The sequence below is a fragment of the Paenibacillus sp. IHBB 10380 genome (assembly GCF_000949425.1).
GTDB lineage: Bacteria > Bacillota > Bacilli > Paenibacillales > Paenibacillaceae > Paenibacillus_AQ.
The window spans coordinates 3,427,577-3,442,644 of sequence record NZ_CP010976.1 but is presented as its reverse complement, the minus strand read 5'-3'; the positions used below and the strand labels follow the sequence as shown (position 1 = coordinate 3,442,644).

16 protein-coding genes are annotated in these 15,068 nt (G+C 39.2%); 13 read left to right on the top strand and 3 right to left on the bottom strand.

What is annotated here, in order from left to right; genetic code table 11:
- Positions 1-291 precede the first annotated feature (291 nt).
- The gene (locus UB51_RS15350; protein WP_052675960.1) at positions 292-600 is read left to right on the top strand and encodes a helix-turn-helix domain-containing protein; all 309 of its coding nucleotides are present in this window, start codon (positions 292-294) and stop codon (positions 598-600) included.
- Between the two features lie 438 nt (positions 601-1,038).
- Positions 1,039-2,349, top strand: coding sequence for a GHKL domain-containing protein (locus UB51_RS15345; RefSeq protein WP_044878048.1), 1,311 nt, complete (start codon positions 1,039-1,041; stop codon positions 2,347-2,349).
- A 277-nt stretch (positions 2,350-2,626) separates the two neighbouring features.
- Here the strand turns inward: UB51_RS15345 and UB51_RS15340 are convergent, their stop codons facing one another.
- Positions 2,627-3,673 carry an HD-GYP domain-containing protein gene (locus UB51_RS15340; protein ID WP_044878047.1) on the bottom strand — a complete coding sequence of 349 codons (1,047 nt, stop codon included), beginning with the start codon at positions 3,671-3,673 and terminating at the stop codon, positions 2,627-2,629.
- A gap of 83 nt (positions 3,674-3,756) precedes the next feature.
- A complete protein-coding gene (locus tag UB51_RS15335; protein WP_044878046.1) occupies positions 3,757-4,491 on the bottom strand; it encodes a molybdenum cofactor biosynthesis protein in 735 nt (244 codons plus the stop codon).
- A gap of 162 nt (positions 4,492-4,653) precedes the next feature.
- Here UB51_RS15335 and UB51_RS15330 point away from each other — a divergent pair, with 162 nt between their 5' ends.
- From UB51_RS15330 to UB51_RS15290, 10 genes are all read left to right on the top strand, one after another.
- Positions 4,654-6,120: a bifunctional metallophosphatase/5'-nucleotidase gene (locus UB51_RS15330; RefSeq protein ID WP_044878045.1), complete on the top strand. Its 1,467-nt coding sequence runs from the start codon at positions 4,654-4,656 to the stop codon at positions 6,118-6,120.
- 43 nt (positions 6,121-6,163) lie between these two features.
- Positions 6,164-6,988 carry an undecaprenyl-diphosphate phosphatase gene (locus UB51_RS15325; protein WP_044878044.1) on the top strand — a complete coding sequence of 275 codons (825 nt, stop codon included), beginning with the start codon at positions 6,164-6,166 and terminating at the stop codon, positions 6,986-6,988.
- Positions 6,989-7,097: 109 nt separating this feature from the next.
- Entirely contained in the window at positions 7,098-8,186 is a 1,089-nt protein-coding gene (locus UB51_RS15320) for an HD-GYP domain-containing protein (protein ID WP_044878043.1), read from the top strand.
- Between the two features lie 38 nt (positions 8,187-8,224).
- A complete protein-coding gene (locus UB51_RS15315) occupies positions 8,225-8,551 on the top strand; it encodes a hypothetical protein (RefSeq protein ID WP_044878042.1) in 327 nt (108 codons plus the stop codon).
- Positions 8,538-8,888 (top strand): MMPL family transporter, encoded by a 351-nt coding sequence (locus tag UB51_RS15310; RefSeq protein WP_044878041.1) that lies wholly within the window; start codon positions 8,538-8,540, stop codon positions 8,886-8,888. The genes UB51_RS15315 and UB51_RS15310 overlap by 14 nt, the downstream gene beginning before the upstream one ends.
- Before the next feature lie 81 nt (positions 8,889-8,969).
- Positions 8,970-10,103, top strand: coding sequence for a radical SAM/CxCxxxxC motif protein YfkAB (gene yfkAB / locus UB51_RS15305; RefSeq protein ID WP_044878040.1), 1,134 nt, complete (start codon positions 8,970-8,972; stop codon positions 10,101-10,103).
- Positions 10,104-10,119: 16 nt separating this feature from the next.
- Positions 10,120-11,466, top strand: coding sequence for a hemolysin family protein (locus UB51_RS15300; RefSeq protein WP_044878039.1), 1,347 nt, complete (start codon positions 10,120-10,122; stop codon positions 11,464-11,466).
- A gap of 124 nt (positions 11,467-11,590) precedes the next feature.
- Positions 11,591-11,881 carry a spore coat associated protein CotJA gene (locus UB51_RS27225; protein WP_082063320.1) on the top strand — a complete coding sequence of 97 codons (291 nt, stop codon included), beginning with the start codon at positions 11,591-11,593 and terminating at the stop codon, positions 11,879-11,881.
- A complete protein-coding gene (locus tag UB51_RS15295) occupies positions 11,862-12,128 on the top strand; it encodes a spore coat protein CotJB (RefSeq protein ID WP_044878038.1) in 267 nt (88 codons plus the stop codon). The genes UB51_RS27225 and UB51_RS15295 overlap by 20 nt, the downstream gene beginning before the upstream one ends.
- A 25-nt stretch (positions 12,129-12,153) precedes the next feature.
- On the top strand, positions 12,154-12,723 hold the full coding sequence (locus UB51_RS15290) for a manganese catalase family protein (protein WP_044878037.1): 570 nt from the start codon (positions 12,154-12,156) through the stop codon (positions 12,721-12,723).
- 202 nt (positions 12,724-12,925) lie between these two features.
- Here the strand turns inward: UB51_RS15290 and UB51_RS15285 are convergent, their stop codons facing one another.
- Positions 12,926-13,156, bottom strand: coding sequence for a hypothetical protein (locus UB51_RS15285; protein WP_044878036.1), 231 nt, complete (start codon positions 13,154-13,156; stop codon positions 12,926-12,928).
- Positions 13,157-13,440: 284 nt separating this feature from the next.
- On the opposite strand from UB51_RS15285, the gene UB51_RS15280 reads away from it, so the two are divergent.
- A complete protein-coding gene (locus UB51_RS15280; RefSeq protein WP_044878035.1) occupies positions 13,441-14,952 on the top strand; it encodes a methyl-accepting chemotaxis protein in 1,512 nt (503 codons plus the stop codon).
- Positions 14,953-15,068: the final 116 nt, after the last annotated feature.

The window sequence follows — 15,068 nt, the reverse complement described above, 5'->3', positions numbered from 1 at the left end:
ATATGATATAAGAGGATTAGTCTCAAGAAAAGGGGGAGTAATCTAAACTGAATGGGAATAATACATCTTAATTTCCTGAAAACGCGGATTATAGTAAAGAATTGATTGATTTTATTGATGAAGGAGCTCATGGTGTTTACTAAATGTATAACTGGCTTTTTCACTTATCTCATATATTTGCAAAAATAAGTGATGTACCATCGACGTTCTGCCCTGATGACATGTTGATATGAAATTAAACATCTTAGACTTACTTGAAGTAGTGAGACACCATCAAGATAGGAGATTTTTATGCTTCAGAATGAGACATTTGGTCAATATATCCGTTCACTCCGATTGAATAAAGGTTGGACGCAAAATGAAGTTTGCGAAAAGGCCAACATTAAATTCACCTATTTGAGCAAAATTGAAAATGATAAGTCGGCACCGCCTTCAGAAGAGGTGTTATTTCGTTTAGCGATCGCACTAGAGGAGAATCCATATTGGTTCATTATCTTGGCTGGAAAGGTCCCTAAAGTTTTTCAGGACATCATTCTTAATGATAAGGATACGGTGGATTATTTGCTTAATAAAGTATCTGAGCGATTGAATGAAAATTAGAGTTAATGGTACGTAGTCATAACCCTGTTAAGTAGACATGCATAAAAGAACATTAAGCTGCGACCGCCTCTCGATATATTAATGGGGGAGCGGTCGTTTAGTGCGCCCTGCATAGGCGCTATCCCTAGGGGTTAAGTCCCGAATGGAACGAATCAACAATGATCAGCTTAGAGTATTTGTAGATGTAGACTATAATTAAGTAGACAATAGATCGTTACATAATTTCAGAATTTCTTCTATGAGTCATATGGCCCAAGTTAATGAACAAACACAAGCGATAGAACATCTTCAATTTGATAGGAGCCCTAATCGTAGAAAGGTGAAATTAACAATAGCAGGTCCGGACAGCTGTGTGATAAGAAAAATCTAAAGGATCCTACCTATTCTTCCGATGATAATATCTAGGGATATAGGACATAGGACAAAAGGACTGGGTTGATGAAGTTGAACAGTTTTTATTCAAAAAAGAGGATTGTATATTTTATTGTTGTTTCATGTATTGTGCTAAGCGCGCTTATGAGCGTCAAACTATTTATTTCTTACTATTCTACTGGCAAATCGGCTCAAATTACGCTTGCAAAGCAGTATATAGAAATAGCCAAAAGTATCGCAGTGGGATTAGATAAAGATGTTTATCAAAAGTTTTTATTATCTAAACAGGAAGATGAGAATCACAAACAAACAAAACGGTATATAGAACAATATCACGATCGAATCAATGCTTTATATGTATATATTTTAATGCTTGATGATACTGATATATCTAAAGTTATGGTATCTGCCATTCCTGCGGGTGTGGAAGAGATGACAATAGGTATGCCTTGTACAGTTCCTGTTACTCAAGTAAGGCAAGCTAAAAATGGTGAAAGTTATTTTACTGATATTATAAAAGGCGGGCATAACGATTCTTACTTATCTGTCGGAGTACCATTTTACAGTGACGATGGAAAGATTCTTGGTGTTATTGCAATTGACATTGATGCTAAGGAGTTAGAGCAAATAAGTCACCAAGTCCTTAAAAGTAGTTTCTTCATTTTTGTAATTGATATTTTATTTGCTATTTTATTGTTAATTGTTGCGTTCATCTTAAACAAATGGTATAAGTTTCGTTCGAAACAGGATTTGAAAGAATCGGAAAAAATGTATATCTCAGAGCTTGAAAGAGTCATAGATGCAATTAAATCAAGCCGACATGACATGATGAATCATCTTCAGGTTCTAAACGGATTAATGGACATGCAGTTGCATGAAAAAGCGAACGGCTATTTAAAACAGCTGACAATGGAAACCAGAATTGTGGAGATGTCATTATGTATTAAGAATCCGATTCTGATCGTTTTATTTCGAAGCAAGTGGGAGTTTGCCCAATCTAAAAGTATACAAATGTACTTCGAGACGGATCAGAATGAGTATACTAGAGTGGACTCTATGGACTTGGCGAGAATTTACTCTAATCTTTTGGATAATGCCATTGAAGCAACGGAGGCTTATTTGGGTGATCAGCCTAAACAGATCCGTGTTATATGTAAAACAATTGGTGAGAAATATGTATTTGCAGTGGAGAACACGGCTCAACTTACAGCTAATGAACAAAAGAGGCTATTTCAAAATGGCTATACAACTAAAAAAAATAGAGATGCACTAAGAGGTAATGGTTTAATGATTATTAAAAGAACAGTTGAGATATACAAGGGTGATATTTATTTTCAGTATGAAAAGGATAAAGTATTTATTCGGATAACACTCTAGGGATTACTATCCGTTAGGAATTATTACTTAGGAGTAGACAATAAAACGAATAGCGATTGTAGGCAACAGCGGGGGACTTGTGGTGTGTTTAACGTTAGGGGTACACATATGTTCCTTGGTTTCACCATCTCGATGTCGGTGGCCCTGCTTCTAGTTTTATTTATTACATTGATAGCTAACAAAACGTTCATGAACAAGACGCAAAGATCAGAATAAGGACTCTCCTCTGGCATATCTGATTGCCTGAGAAGAGTCCCTTATTATTACTATATTCAATTTACATATATATTTCATTAATATATAATGACCGTTCAACAGATAAATCAATAAAGAGCGTATCTATTTGTACTAATGGGCGGAAATAATCGATTGGATTTGTCATAATGATGATCCCCGATTGGCCGGAAGAGAGTAATACTTTCTTGCCAATGAAGTTAGGAAGCATATGTCGTATAAAAGCTTGCGTGGGTTTAGGGGCGAGCTTACCGAAGCTTAGACTATGAATTTCCCGTAGAACGACTAATAGCTCTTGCTTCGATTGGTATACTCGCTTCGTTGTCATTGCGCTATAAACATCGGCAACGGCTACTATTTGTGAGAATGGATGTACTTCATGCTCCGAACGTTGAAGCGGATAACCACTACCATCGTCACGTTCGTGATGTTGTAATGCAACGAGTGCTATATCCTTATCGGAGCTGGATTCACGAATAATCTCGTATCCATAAGTCGTATGCAGCTTGATTTGATCAAACTCTTGAGGGGTTAATTTGCCCGGTTTATTCAAAATTTCAAGGGGGATTCTACATTTACCTATGTCATGTAAATAGCCTGCCTTACCAACGGTGTAGCAATCTTCTTGAGAATAGCCAAGCCATGAAGCTATGTAATAAGATAGCATACCTACTTGCATAGAATGATGATATGTATAATCATCTTTTTGATCAAGTGCAAGTAATAAAGATACAACATCGGTGTGATCTCTTAGTTGATCGACTAAAGGTTCCATGATGTCATCAACCACAGTATCATTCACTTTACCGGTATTCGCTGCTTCAAGAAAGAGGTTGCCAAAACCTTTTACAACTTGAGATAGTTGAGGTTTAGTCTTATAGAGATAATCCTGAAGAGCAGCTGATTCTTTTAGAATATCGTCTTCTGTCACAGGTTCGACGTCGACATATTCGATGTTATGTTTAACTAGCTGGCTGATTCCTTCTGTCTTCAGAACAGTTCCTTTTGAAAGGACATGTAATCCAACTCTATTAAATGTATCCGATAGTAAAGTATCACCGGGTTTTAAATCCGTTACATGTACTCTCATTTGGTATAAGTCCCTTCATTAGTAAGTAGATAGTATTACTATTGATTTTATCAGGAAAAAATTGGATTAACAATGTTTTTTCATTAATATTTACTAGAAGAAGTAGGGTCCCAGTGCCCTTGTGGACCTTTCCATTGTGACCCATCATCATCCCAGATTTCCTTCTTCCAGATGGGGACTGATTGCTTCAATCGTTCGATGGCATATCGACTCGCTTCGTAGCAGATATCTCTATGGCTTGTAGAGACAGCAATAATAACACTAATCTCTTTAATATTAACAGTGCCCACTCTATGTGAGATGGCACATTGAATACTAGGCCACTTTACCTGCATCTCTTTGCCTATGTTCTCTAACGTACTAAGTGCCATTGGAATATAGGCCTCATACTCCAAATGAACGGTACGTTGATCGCCTGTCATTTCTCTTGTAGTGCCGACGAATAAGAGGTTGGCTCCATGGTTATTACTTAATACTTTAGTCGTTACCTCTTCTATAGAAAGAGGAATATCTGTAATAACGTACATGCCATCTAGGGAGCTTTGGTTAACAGGCGGTTGTACTTGTCCATCCCCGCCAGAGACTGGAGGGATCAAAGCAATCTCATCGTTGTCAGTAATGAGGGCATGACCCATTGCATATTCTTGATTGATAGCGACAAATGATGCTGTGATTTGAGAAGCGGCTTGTGGGTAGGCTACAGATAGTACTGATTTGAGTTGATCAGTGGTAATCGGTAGCTCTAAGATGTTATATTTCAATAAAGAGGTCCCTATATTCTCAGCTAGACCTGCAAAGAGTCTAATTGTAATTTGCATTGTTATTCACCTCATGCATGTCTGATATTTCCTTAAATATACCATATTGATTATGGAAATGTTATGATTATGTATTAGAAGAGCCTTCAGTACAGGTATCTACAGTTAACTAAGAAGATACATGTATTCTCTGTAAGTCATGTAGAGAGGGGAAAGCACAAGATGGCCTTGGATCATAACGGACATTTAACCATTTTTCATACAAATGATATACATAGCCATTTTGAAACAGTGAGCTCGATCGCAGCGTTGATTAATTATGAGAAATCTATGGTTTCAGATAGTCCAGTTTTACTTCTGGATATAGGTGATCATATGGATCGCATGGCAATGGAGACAGAAGGAAGTATGGGACAGGTCAATGCAGATATTCTGAATCTTACAGGATATGATGCGATAACGATCGGTAACAATGAAGGACTGACATTTACTCCAGATATTCTAAGCAGTGCATATGCTGGATTGTTATGTCCTATTGTCTGCTGTAATATTCGAGAGGTAGAAGGGGGAACGTCCCCACCGTGGATGAAAGACTATATCATCTTGACCAAGGGTGATATTACGATAGGAATTACAGGAGCAACCGCGCCATATGATAATTTCTATAGATTAATCGGTTGGAGAGCGCTTGAGCCTATTTCCGCGTTAGAGGAACAAATTAAATATCTCAGACCACGAGTGGACATTCTTATCGTGTTATCGCATTTAGGATTACCTACGGATCGTTTATTAGCAGAACAGGTTGAAGGTATTGATCTCATATTGGGAGGACATACGCACCATCTGCTGGAAGAGCCCCTATTCATTGGAAATACAGCGATTTGCGCAACAGGTAAGTTCGGACAATATGTAGGTAAAGTAACCATGCAGCGAGATCAAGAAGGGGGATTCAGAGTTATATCGGGCAAGTGCTTACCTGTTGATCTTTCACTTGTAGAAGATACGATTACTGAAGCGCTCATGATACATCAGAAACAAGCAGAGACTGTCTTAAATCAAACAGTTGCTGTAACGGATCGAGTCTTACCTTTGAATCTAGATGATCAAGAGTCACCTTTTGGAAATTTACTAGCTCAATCGTTATATTATTTCACAGCGTGTGAGCTTTCGATGGTGAATGCTGGACAGCTTCTTGGTTCACTTCATGAGGGTGAAATTAGTAGCGGGCTTCTGCATAGCCTATGTCCATCGCCTATTAATGTGAGTGTTCTTAAACTAAAAGGATCTGACATACGTTATATTCTTGAACAGAGTTTGTTACCTGAGTTTACAGAAAAGAAGATTACGGGGTACGGTTTTCGCGGAAAGGTTTTAGGAAGCATGGCTCTTGATGGAGTTAAAGTCTTGTACGATAGTCAACGAATCCCTTATGATAGAATTATTGAAGTTAGCGTTCAAGGAGAACCTCTGATTGACATCAAGGAGTATGTTGTAGGAACCATCGATATGTTCACCTTCAGAGTGGGCTACGAAAGAATTGCTGACGGGCAGGATATAAGATACATTATGCCGGAGTTTTTAAGAGATATTCTTCGAACAGAGCTCCAGCGGCCAGGTAGTCTTGATGAGAGCTATGAAGCTAGATGGATTGACGTATCTCAAACCAAACATGATGAAATGGATTACTGAATAATGGTTCGATTTTTGAAAGTTTTATATTAGAGGAGGATTTATGGATACAATTACAGCAATTATTCTGGGTATTGTTGAGGGAATAACGGAGTTTATTCCTGTTTCTTCAACAGGCCATATGATTCTAACATCCAAATTATTAGGGCACGACGATCAATCAGAGATTATGAAAACATTTGAGATTGTCATTCAATTAGGAGCAATACTGGCCATTGCCATGGTGTATTGGCGCCGGATTCTGAACCTCCTAGGTTTGAATCGTAAAACATCTGTGAACGCTGCAAGATCAGGTTCTAAGCTGAATTTGATTCATGTTATTTTAGGGATTGCACCCGCACTTATTGTCGCCTTTTTTGCACGAGATTTTATTAAAAGCTTATTTAATGCGAATACAGTCGTGTGGGCGCTTGTTGCAGGTGGTATATTCATGATTTTTGCAGAATGGTATAATAAATCAAAGGTGACTGTAACAGCTGAAGATATGGATGAGATGACTTATAAACAAGCTTTGTCTATTGGGATGTTTCAAATTATTTCGGTGCTGTGGCCAGGGTTCTCACGTTCAGGATCTACCATTTCAGGAGGTATGATTAGTGGGGTTAGTTACAAAGCATCGGCGGACTTTTCCTTTTTAATTGCTATTCCTATTATGTGCGCTGCTTCTGGTTATGAATTACTTGATGCTTATAAATATTTCAATAGCACGACTATCGGTTATTTTGCAATTGGATTTCTCATTTCATTTGTCGTTGCTTACGTTGTAGTATTGGCTTTCATGAAACTTATTCAAAAGATTAGACTCACTCACTTTGCAATATATAGATTTGTGCTTGCAGCCGTATTTTGGATTTTTATATTGAACTAATTTATCAATCTCTGGCACTAGAAATGGTAACGGGTGGTTAATGAATGGCGACATGAGGTTGACCGAGAAACTATTGGTTACCAGTTTCATAATCTAGGAGTGATGTTTTTTGCGGTTATTACCTATTCACATGTTGCAGCAGGGGATGAAGATTGGAAAGAAAATATATAGTGATGAAGGTTTAATTTTGTTAGCAGAGGGAGTAGAATTAAACACATCTATTATACGTCGCTTAAATGAACTTGGTATTGGATATATCTACATCCAAGATGCTTTAACGGAAGACATTGAGATTCCAGAAGTGATTCATGAAGAGACTAGAAGAAAAGCTCTCCAAACGATTCGCACCCAATTTCAGAGTCTCTCGAAGACCTCTACGATTTCCAAAGGGGGTTATCATTTAGGTAAAAGTTTCTCAGGAATGATGGATTCCATCCTAGATGATCTGGGATCTCAAGATGTTTCTATGATTATGTTGACGGATATGAATATGACAGATCATTATTTATATAAGCATTCACTAAATGTATGTGTGTATACCTTAATTCTAGGAATTGTAAATGGTTATAGTCGAGATCAGTTATCTGTATTAGGTATGGGCGCTCTGCTCCACGATATCGGCAAGACACAGACATCGAAGAAGTTGCTGGATAAACCAAGCAAACTGAGTGAAGAGGAATATCAACAGATGAAGGCTCATACTGAAATTGGTTTTAAAATATTGAAAGATGAGCCGAATATTCCTTTGTTATCAGCACATTGCGCACTACAGCATCATGAACGTCTCAATGGAACAGGGTATCCCCATGGACTCAAAGGTTCAGAAATTCATGAATATGCACAGTGGATTGGCTTAACGGATTCTTATGATGCTATGACATCCCATAGGGTATATAGACAGGCCATGTTACCTCATCAAGCGATGGAGGTTATGTATGCAGGTTCAGGGACACTCTATGATCAGAAGAAATTAGAGTTGTTTCGTGATAAGGTAGCTATCTATCCTCCGGGAATGTCGGTGAAATTGAGTACAGGTGAAACTGGGGTTGTGTCTAAAATTGATAGTAATATGCCCCAACGGCCCGTAGTTCGTGTAATGACTAATTCATCTGGGGAATTATACGAGGCTCCTTATGACTTGGATTTGACTCAGGTTCTGTCGGTTGTTGTTACCCACGTTGGGGACATAGAATCTTGATCACTTCATTGGAATGACTAGGGAGGTTAAAGAAACTCATGAAGCGTCGACAGGTGGAGAAGCCATTTCAACGGTGGGGAAGAATCATATTTCGCTATCGTTGGGCCGTCGTAGCTACATGGTTTTTTTTGCTGTCTATTCTGATTCCTTTTGCAATTCATACACCTGCTTTATTGAAAGACAATGGATTTACACCTGTGGGAAGTTCTTCGCAGATTGGGATTCAGAAGCTTGAGGAGAGCTTGGGGATGTCTGCTGCGACACTAGATATCGTGATGGAGAGTACGACGGGGGAGAACTTAACGACCTCGTTATCTAGCAAAAGAATTAGTGAGGAATTGTCTAGATATCATGGAACGAATTGAAAAAGGGATACCCTGGGTTCTTTTTTTCATAATTATAATGACCTATGGTGTCCTTCTATTTGCCTTTCGTTCTATTATTCTTCCGCTAAAAGCGGTTATTATGAATTTGCTAAGTTTGGGAGCAAGTATGGGGATTGTCGTTATTGTATTTCAGAACGGTTATGGTGCTTTCATCTTTACGGATAATGAGATCATGAAGGCAATGGGGCTTGGTATGACAGTAGCAGTGATATTAGATGTATCTATTATTAGAATTCTACTCGTTCCGGCTCTAAAGAAATTACTTGGTAGAGCCAATTGGTGGAGTCCAGCATGGATGTTTAAGAGGCGCCGATGAAAAAGGGATGCAGATCGTAATCCATAGTAAAGTTCCCAGTTGTAAGTTTTGTGGCTAATAAAAGAAATAAGGTGGAAAAATATGATTTCAGATAATAAAAAGGTTAATGTTCAGAAAATGTCACCCAACTATGATCCTTGGGATCCCATTACTTCTCTTCGCACCTATGGTAAGCACGTATTAACCAGTGTAGAGATGACCGTTACTCACCTATGTAACATGCGCTGTGAGCACTGTGCCGTTGGCGATATGTTAGTGATGAAGGAAGCGCCATACATTCCATTAGATGCGATGTTGAAACGATTAGATGAGGTTGAGCATCTAGAGACGATAAGTATGACAGGCGGAGAACCCCTTTTTAGTAAAAAAACTCTTGATGAGGTCATCGTACCTCTACTTAAATATGCTAAAGATCGTGGAATCAAAACACAGATTAATTCTAACCTCACATTGGGAATGGACCGTTATGAGAAGCTGCTTCCTTATCTTGATGTTATGCACATTTCATTCAATTATTTAAATGGGGATGATTTCCATGAAGTAGGGTTTGCAAATAGTGGACATCCTGTAAGTAAGCAAGCAGCATACCGCTTGTACGACACGATGATCGATAATGCTCATAAGCTTAGTGAAGCAGGAATGTTTATTTCTGCTGAGTCCATGATTAACTACCGTACACATACGAAGCTAGATCAAATACATCAGTTGATCGTAGACATGGGGTGTGTAAGGCATGAAGTTCATCCTATGTATTCCTCCAATTTTGCATCGAAACTTCCAGTCCTGTCTTTGAATGAGGTTAGAACAGCTATCCATAAATTACTGGATGCACGGAATAAGGATATTTGGATGTTGTTTGGGACATTGCCATTCTATGCTTGTAGTGGTCTTGAGGAAGATCGGATGTTATTACGTCGTCTATTCGAACAAGAGAATATTACGGTACGTAATGATCCCGATGGTCGAAACCGTGTGAACGTGAACCTTTTCTCGGGAGATGTTTACGTAACTGATTTTGCAGATATCCCTTCATTTGGTAATATTAGTAATCAGAGGCTTGATGATATTTTTGATCAATGGACATATGGCCATCCATTGAATCAGAAGGTCAACTGTCATTGCGATGCTGTCTCCTGTTGTGGTCCGAACTTAATTGTGGCAGACATGTATTACAAAGATATTGACTTCAAGACACGAAAGGCTAACAGATTATAGAAATGAGGCGTTTGTATTGCATGAGTTTGCATTCGGACAACTAGCATTAAATTTATTTCTAGTACTGCTGCTTGTATCTCTAAATGGGATATTCGTTGCAGCCGAGTTTTCACTTGTGAAAATGCGCCAAACTCGACTGACACAGCTCGTTAGTGAAGGAAATCGTTTAGCAGATTATGCGCTTAAAGTAAATAATAAGCTGGACGCATACTTATCTGCGACTCAATTCGGAATCACACTCAGCTCATTGGGTCTTGGATGGATTGGAGAACCCGCAATCTCCGAGCTTTTGGTCGAACCCATCATGTATAAGCTGGGTGTTGTAGATACAACGTTAATTACAACTGTATCTGTAACCATTGGTTTTGGTATCATTACATTTTTACATATCGTTCTTGGAGAATTAGCGCCTAAGTCGATTGCAATTCAGAGAACAGAACAGACAGCTCTGTTGCTGTCTGCCCCTCTGATGTTCTTCTATAAGGTATTATTCCCATTTATATGGGTGTTGAATGCCTCAGCTAATGCCCTTTTACGTCTTGTAGGCATTCATCCTGCTAGTGAGCTCGAAGCAGCGCATTCCGAGGAAGAGATTCGTATTTTGATGAATCAGAGTGCTCGAAGTGGTGTGATTGATAAGGATGAAATGAAGCTAATGGACAATATCTTTGAATTTTCAGATTTGTTAGCGAGAGAGGTTATGCTTCCACGGACAGATATGATCTGCTTATATGCTAACATTAGCTTTGAAGATAATTTGAAAATCATTACAGAAACAAGACACTCAAGATATCCTGTTGCTGTTGAAGATAAGGATCACATTGTGGGTTTCATACATATCACAGATCTATTGTTGGCAGATGAAGAGCATCAAGCTAATATCTTATCCATGGTTCGACCGATACTAAATGTGCCAGAATCGATGGAGATCAGTCATGTGCTTCGCTTAATGCAGAAGAAGCACTCGCAGCTGACACTTGTGGTGGATGAATATGGAGGTACAGCAGGGATGCTAACGGCTGAGGAAATATTAGAGGAGATCGTTGGAGAACTCTATGATGAATTCGAAGACGAACGACCTGACGTGGAGATTAATGGTGATCAGATTTCCGTCGATGGACGAATGATGATTGAAGATGTTAATGATCTGACAGGTGTTATCATTGAGGATCATGAGGTGAACTCCATCGGAGGGTGGCTGTTCAAAGAGCTGGAAGGGAATCCTTCTAAGGGGATGAAAGTACGGGTAGGAAATATGATATTCATGGTTGGGGAATCTACTCGTCTTCGGGTGACACGCGTGACTATACAACGAGCTCCCAAGATGGATGATACCATCGAAGAAGAACCTATAGTGGATTAGAGTAGATTTAAATATCACAATTGTTAACCCTTCTGTAAAGAGGAATAATCCTCGAGCAGAAGGGTTTTTTTTTGTTGAATCTGATTTAATAGTTCATTTTCTGGGCTAACGTCATATGTTAATAATGAAGAGTATAAACGATGGAGTTAGCAACCCAAAGGAGGACGTCTGCTTGAACCCTCAGGAACGTAGGTATAAACCCTTTGTCAGTCCGTTTGATCCATGCCCACCATTGCCATTTAAGAGTTATGTAGTTCCACCCAACCAGTACGTTGTTTTTCAGCCATCTGATTTACCGCAATACAGTCTGCCGGAAGCGTTAAGGTTAGGAACATTGTGGCCTGCCTACTACAGTCCATATACTTCTAGACGCACACAAAGAGGGGGAGAAGTCGATGGAACCCACATTTTGTGATAAGCAGTATTATGAGTGGTTGGAGCAACTCCAAGTGGTAGATTTCGCACTTGTTGAACTCAATTTATTCTTGGATACGCATCCCAATGATCTTAAAAGTATTGAGCAATTTAATCAACTTGTCCAAGAACGTAAAAAATTAGCAAAGCAATTTCAAGAAGTATATGGTCCTCTTCAGAATTTCGGTCGTGCTTTTTCTAAATATCCATGGGAATGGTCACAAAGTCCTTGGCCTTGGCAAGTTTAGAAATTAACGGAGGTGACGTTTGCTCATGTGGGTTTATGAGAAGAAGTTACAATATCCAGTTCGAGTTAGTAAATGTGATCCTCAGATGGCAAAATATTTGTCAGAACAGTACGGCGGAGCTGATGGAGAACTGGCTGCTGCACTACGTTATTTGAATCAACGGTACACTATCCCAGATAAGGTTATCGGACTTTTGACGGATATTGGTACGGAGGAATTCGCCCATCTCGAGATGATAGCCACGATGATCTACAAGCTAACTAAAGATGCGACAGTGGAAGAGTTAAAAGCGGCAGGACTTGGCGCCCATTATGCCGCTCATGACAGTGCACTATTCTATGAGAATGCAAGCGGGGTTCCCTTCACGGCTGCCTACATTCAAGCCAAAGGTGATCCGCTGGCCGATCTTTATGAAGATATAGCCGCCGAAGAGAAGGCTCGTGCTACATATCAGTGGCTGATCGACATGACCGATGATGTAGATTTGCAGGATAGTTTGAAGTTTCTACGAGAGCGTGAGATTATCCATGCGATTCGGTTTAGAGAAGCGGTAGAGATGATTAAGGACGATCGGCAGCAGCAGAAGGTGTTCTGAGGAGAAAGCCACGCGATTAATTTCGTGGCTTTTACTACATGCTTCAGAGAAGCAGTGCTCCTCCACCATTAGTGTTTCTTGTTCGTTGAGCCTAGGTGTTCATGAAGAATATGGGTTTGTGGTCATTACATTAGACATCGGGCATTAAATAATAAGACAAGATACTCATTGAGTATCTTGTCTTATTATTTAAGATCATATATTAGGATGCGCAACCAGCGCATTCAACGTAGTTATCACCTACTGCTTTACTAATACTTAGAAGTTTGCCCATTTGAATATTTTCTTTAGAAGTAAATTCATAATCAAATGCAGTTTCTAGAGCAAGCTCTTGAGCTGTCTCCTTATTATCAGCAAATACGCTAATTTGTTCTTCATTTCCTGTAGATATAACGATATAGGCAAAGGTATAACGAAGTATTTCATTGTCCATTTCTATCACCTCCTTCTATATTGTACACTTATTTTTTATTGATTTGCTACACAATATATATCTGCTGTATATAGTAATCTATATTCTAATGGTAGTTGATTGTCGAAAATTAATGATTTATGTTGAATATTGACATCGTTCTAAGATGATATATGATAAATTTAACAGCTATGTGCTTGCATTGCGACGGATATTACACACTTTTGAAGGGTTAGAACGGAAGCGTGGTTCGTAAGGCTTGTACATGAGAATTTTGGAAGCTTTATTCAGAGGGAGAATGATTTATGTTTTTAAAGAAAGCTCAAGCTAATCCACTCACTTCCATATTGAAAGAAAGTAGAAAATTATTAAAAGTTGTTGAAGAGAATAATTTTTCTGGATTACTTCATGTAACGGAAGGTTCCTTAGAAGCGAAAGAAATTGCAGAGAATGTGAACGCTGTATTGGAACTTATAAGAAAATCTGCCCAAAACACAACTGTACGTCTTGATTTGGTCACCAAAGCTATTCAAATCGGTTTGTGGGATATGAATGTAATAGCGGGTGATCCCGTGAATCCTAACAATGAATTTACATGGACGGATGAATTTCGCCAAATGATCGGCTATCGGGATGAAATGGATTTCCCTAACATTCTTGATAGCTGGGCGTCTAAGCTCCATCCCGAAGATCAAAGTAGAGTGCTTGAGGATTTTACGGCTCACTTGAATGACCATTCGGGTAAAACTCCTTATGACCTGGAATACCGATTGTTACTGAAAAGTGGTGAGTATCGTTGGTTCCAAGCCACAGGTACAACAATTAGGGATAAGAATGGCGTTCCGCTACGGGTAGCAGGTGCACTATTGGATATACATGATGCCAAGGTCAAAGGCCAAGAGCTTGAGGCTCTGGTAACACGTTACGATCTGATCAATCGAGCATTGGTTGAAGCACCTTGGGATATGACTGTTGTTGCAGGGGATGTGGTCAATCCAGAGAATGAATTTTGGTGGTCACAGCAATTCAGACAAACGCTTGGATATAACAATGAGGAGGACTTCCCGAATGTATTCAGCAGTTGGAGTAGCAGATTACATCCTGAAGACCATGAACGGACCATCCAAGCTTTTGCTGACCATATGAATGACCATTCAGGACAAACCCCATATGATCTTGATTATCGTCTTCTTCTAAAAAGCGGTGAGTATCGCTGGTATCATGCAGGAGGAGAAACTATTCGTGATGATAAGGGTGTGCCACTGCGAGTGGCTGGAACGTTAAGAGATGTTACCCATGAGAAGAATAAAGTAGAAGTCGTACAAGTAATGAATACTAAAATGAAACAACTTTCTGAATCGATTAGTGAGATGGTTAGAGGTATTAATTCCGTAACAGATCAAGCACAAGAGCTGACTATTGCACAGGAGCAATCCACAGATGCTGCCCATAAGGCCAAAATTAGTGCGGATCAAACAAAAAATATCTCGGTTTTTATTAGAGAAATTGCCAATCAAACAAATTTATTGGGGTTGAATGCTTCCATTGAAGCGGCACGTGCTGGTGAGATGGGGCGTGGTTTTGCCATCGTTGCTGAAGAGGTTCGTAAATTATCCATTCATAGCGCGGATGCGACCACGAATATCGAGAATAGCTTGAGTGGTATGCAGGAACTTATTGAGGAGATTCTATATCATATCGGTAATATGACGACTTTAACACAGACTCAGGCCGCGTTGACTGAGCAGGTAAATGCATCGATGGATGAAATTAATAGTATGTCGCAAGCTTTAGTTGATTTTGCAAAAAAGATATAATTCTATCCTTCGAAAGAGAATATATTTAGAAATCAATAAAGACTGGTTCCGATGTATTGGCCTATCCTACCCTACCCGAAGTAAGCACCTCAGTGTTCCTCTGTTCATACAGTATA

Bases quoted from the DNA above. Each gene is read 5' to 3' on its own strand.
- UB51_RS15350 (WP_052675960.1), top strand. From the start codon at position 292: ATGCTTCAGAATGAGACATTTGGTCAATATATCCGTTCACTCCGATTG.
- UB51_RS15345 (WP_044878048.1), top strand. From the start codon at position 1,039: ATGAAGTTGAACAGTTTTTATTCAAAAAAGAGGATTGTATATTTTATT.
- UB51_RS15340 (WP_044878047.1), bottom strand. From the start codon at position 3,673: ATGAGAGTACATGTAACGGATTTAAAACCCGGTGATACTTTACTATCG.
- UB51_RS15335 (WP_044878046.1), bottom strand. From the start codon at position 4,491: ATGCAAATTACAATTAGACTCTTTGCAGGTCTAGCTGAGAATATAGGG.
- UB51_RS15330 (WP_044878045.1), top strand. From the start codon at position 4,654: ATGGCCTTGGATCATAACGGACATTTAACCATTTTTCATACAAATGAT.
- UB51_RS15325 (WP_044878044.1), top strand. From the start codon at position 6,164: ATGGATACAATTACAGCAATTATTCTGGGTATTGTTGAGGGAATAACG.
- UB51_RS15315 (WP_044878042.1), top strand. From the start codon at position 8,225: ATGAAGCGTCGACAGGTGGAGAAGCCATTTCAACGGTGGGGAAGAATC.
- UB51_RS15310 (WP_044878041.1), top strand. From the start codon at position 8,538: ATGGAACGAATTGAAAAAGGGATACCCTGGGTTCTTTTTTTCATAATT.
- yfkAB (WP_044878040.1), top strand. From the start codon at position 8,970: ATGATTTCAGATAATAAAAAGGTTAATGTTCAGAAAATGTCACCCAAC.
- UB51_RS27225 (WP_082063320.1), top strand. From the start codon at position 11,591: ATGAAGAGTATAAACGATGGAGTTAGCAACCCAAAGGAGGACGTCTGC.
- UB51_RS15295 (WP_044878038.1), top strand. From the start codon at position 11,862: ATGGAACCCACATTTTGTGATAAGCAGTATTATGAGTGGTTGGAGCAA.
- UB51_RS15290 (WP_044878037.1), top strand. From the start codon at position 12,154: ATGTGGGTTTATGAGAAGAAGTTACAATATCCAGTTCGAGTTAGTAAA.
- UB51_RS15285 (WP_044878036.1), bottom strand. From the start codon at position 13,156: ATGGACAATGAAATACTTCGTTATACCTTTGCCTATATCGTTATATCT.
- UB51_RS15280 (WP_044878035.1), top strand. From the start codon at position 13,441: ATGTTTTTAAAGAAAGCTCAAGCTAATCCACTCACTTCCATATTGAAA.